This is a genomic window from uncultured Gimesia sp. (genome assembly GCF_937919775.1).
In the GTDB taxonomy this organism is placed as follows: Bacteria; Planctomycetota; Planctomycetia; order Planctomycetales; family Planctomycetaceae; genus Gimesia.
The window spans coordinates 1-3,317 of sequence record NZ_CALFPF010000615.1 but is presented as its reverse complement, the minus strand read 5'-3'; the positions used below and the strand labels follow the sequence as shown (position 1 = coordinate 3,317).

2 protein-coding genes are annotated in these 3,317 nt (G+C 52.7%); one reads left to right on the top strand and one right to left on the bottom strand.

The window, feature by feature from the left end:
- Nucleotides 1-1,549, top strand: a 1,549-nt coding sequence (locus Q0294_RS17650; RefSeq protein WP_299468092.1) for a hypothetical protein, incomplete at its 5' end; no start/stop codon positions are given.
- Nucleotides 1,550-1,642: 93 nt separating this feature from the next.
- Here Q0294_RS17650 and Q0294_RS17645 read toward each other — a convergent pair.
- Complete coding sequence (locus Q0294_RS17645) at nt 1,643-3,265, bottom strand: arylsulfatase (RefSeq protein WP_299468094.1); 1,623 nt, start codon at nt 3,263-3,265, stop codon at nt 1,643-1,645.
- Nucleotides 3,266-3,317 lie beyond the last annotated feature (52 nt).

The window sequence follows — 3,317 nt, the reverse complement described above, 5'->3', positions numbered from 1 at the left end:
CGGCGGTGGGGATCGTAATTTTGGTGGTGGCGGCGGTGGAGGAGACCGTAGTTTTGGTGGTGGTGGTGGAGGCTTCGGCGGCGGAGGAGACCGTAGTTTTGGCGGTGGTGATGGAGGCTTTGGCGGCGGAGGAGATTTTAATTCCGCTTCCAGGAACACGGGAAATTTTGGTGGAGCGAGTTCCAATAGCAGTCGCTTCTCAAATTATGGCAGCCGGTTTGATCAGCCCAGTCGCTTTAATGACAATACAGGCTTTAGTAACAGCTTTTCGAATCAGGCCAGATCCTTTGATCAATCCAGAGGGGATAATTTCAATCGAGCCAATACCGGTGACTTGAATCGTGGCGGTCGAACTGATGGCTCACTCAATGTGGGTGACATGAATTTTAATCAGCGGCCCACGCGGCAGAATCTGAATAGTTTTCTCGGCCTGCCTTCAGATGCCGGGCAGAATGCTGTTACAAATTCACACCCCGGAGTTCAGGATTTTAGCGGACGCGATACTGTCAATCGTTCGATTGATAACGGTTCCGGATCTGGAAATATTTATCATGGGCCCAATGGCGGTGTGGCCGGAGGCGGTAGTTATACCGGACCGCGTGGAAATACCGTCTCAGGCGGCGGTGCGGTAGGCCCGAATGGCGGTCGTGCTGCAGGCGGTTCCATTGATGGGAATAATGGTGGCAAGGTCGCTGGAGGCGGCGTTGTTGGACCAGGTGGTGCATCGGCTGCCGGTGGAAAAGTCGTCGGTCCTAATGGTGGTGGTGCAGCAGGCGGCGTCGTTCACGGGCGAGCTGGCGGCACAACGGCCGGCGGTGTGGTTCATGGTCCCAATGGCGGTTATGCCGCCGGTTTTGCGCATGTGCCCCCTTCCACACGATATTATCATGGCGCAGTGATTCGAACTGGATTTCATGGTTATGGAATGTATTACCCCGGCTGGTACGCGGCGCATCCGGGGGTCTGGTATGCATCTGCGTGGCCTGCAGGTTATGCCTGGAATGCCTGTACCTGGGGTTCGATGATGGCCTGGTTGACCCTGGCTAATTCACAACCGATTTATTATGACTATGGAAATAATGTGGTCTATCAGGACAATAGTGTTTACGTCAATAATCAGGATATGGGCACCGCAGAGCAATACACGCAACAAGCCAGCCAGTTGGCATCTGCCGGCGCATCAGCTGATGTCAGCGATGAGAAAAACTGGATGCCATTGGGTGTGTTTGCCCTTTCCGAAAGTGGACAGACATCGTCTGATTCCAGCGTAGAACTTGCAGTCAACGCGCAGGGGATCATCCGGGGAAATTATACCGATACGAAAACCAACAAGACTCAGCAGTTACAAGGATCTGTCGATAAGAAGACGCAACGTGCTGCCTGGACCGTTGGCGATGATCAAAAAACGGTGTATGACACGGGGATCTATAACCTGACGAAAGATGAAGCACCGTTGTTGGTGCACATCGGGAAAGATGAGACCCAGCAGTGGCTCATGGTCAGGTTAAACCAGAAAGACAAGGACAAAAATGCGGCTGCGAGTGAATAATTCTTTGCTGCACAAATCTGAATTTGAATGCTGAAGTGACAGAGTTGGCTTTAACGGGCCAACTCTGTTTTTTTGATATCGCAAACAGACGCACTATTCTTTTAGCGGCGGCAGGTAATCGATTCGGTAATCTTTGGGGAAGGGGAAGACAAAGTTTTCTTGTGCCCAGGTGTCCCATTTTTGAGCCAGTGGAGCAACCAGGTCAGGACGCTGTTGAGCCAGATTATGAAGCTCGGTGCGGTCCTGTGAAATGTCGTAAAGTTCCCAGGGTTCTCCCCGAATCGCCGAAAGTTTCCAGCGTCCCTCCCGGATCGCCCGGTTTCCCTGATGCTCAAAATACAGAGTGCGCTCCTCCTGCTTTTTACCTTTGACCAGGGGAATCAGGCTTTGCCCGGGAAGAGGTAGAGTCGAATCACCGTCCCATTGGCTTGGGTATTTCACCTGAGATGCCTCCAGCAGGGTGGGGACAATGTCAATAATGTGGGCTGGTGTCGCGATGATTGTTCCCGCTTGTTGCACCTGCGCGGGCCAGTGGACAATGCCCGGTGAAGCGATGCCGCCTTCGTGATTAAAATGTTTGTAGAGTCTCCACGGCGTATTGGAGGCGTTCGCCCAGCCAGAGCCGACGCTATGATGTGTGTCCGGGCCTCCCATTTTGTCGAGTTGTTCGCCCCAGTACAGCGTATTATTGCGGCTGGATTTGATATCAAATCCGTGCGGGTCCCACTCGGCACAGGCACCATTGTCCGATGTGAAAATAATCAGCGTGTTTTCCAGTTCCTTGTTTTGACGCAGGCTGGTTAAGACGCGGCCGATATTTCGGTCCATGCGATCCACCATCGCGGCGAAGATGGCCATGCGTCGTGCCAGATCACCGCGGCGATCTGTGGGCAATGAATCCCAGGCCGGATTCAGACGTGCCTCCGACTCACCCCAATCCCAATAGCGGGACCGGGGAGAGAGCTTTGTATCTCCCGGAACGATTCCCAATTGTTTCATCCGGGTCAGACGTTGTTCTCGAATTTTGTCCCAGCCAATACGATAGTGGTCGGCATATTTGAGGATATCTTCTTTGGGAGCATGTAACGGGAAATGAGGGGCATTATAAGCGAGGTACAAAAACCAGGGTTGATCGGGGTTGCGTCTGCCCATTCGCATAAAGTCAATCGCATAATCGGTGACTGCATCCGTGCCATAAAATTCTCCCTTGGGATAGGTATGCGTGCTTCGTGATGCGGGGAGCCTTGTAAAATGATTTACGTCCCAGAACGTTTTGGCGCTGACCAGGGTGCCATAAAATTCTTCAAAGCCGAGTTTGGTCGGGTCTTCTGTCCCCAGATGCCATTTGCCGGCAAGAAATGTTCGATAACCTCCTTGTTGCAGGATCTGCGCGATCGTAATCGCTTCGTCAGCAATGTGTCCCTGATATCCGCGCTGGTTGAGATTTCTCGTCATATGCCCCAGCCCAATCCGATGTGGATATTGGCCCGTCATCAACGAACCGCGCGAAGGACAGCAGCGCCCGGTGTTATAGAGTTGTGTTAATCGAACGCCTTTCGCCGCCAGAGAATCCAGCTGGGGTGTTTCAATCTCGCCGCCAAAACATCCCAGGTCACTAAAGCCTAAATCATCGGCGACGATCAATAAAATGTTGGGGCGCCGTGGTGGTGGCTCTGCGGTCCATGATCGATCCAGGCAACAGGCAAAACTGAGCATCACGACAATCGATCTGAACAAAAATCTACAAAAGTGAGATGGCGCTGGATGA

Coding starts and splice junctions, on each gene's coding strand:
- Q0294_RS17645 (WP_299468094.1), bottom strand. CDS start 3,265: ATGCTCAGTTTTGCCTGTTGCCTGGATCGATCATGGACCGCAGAGCCA.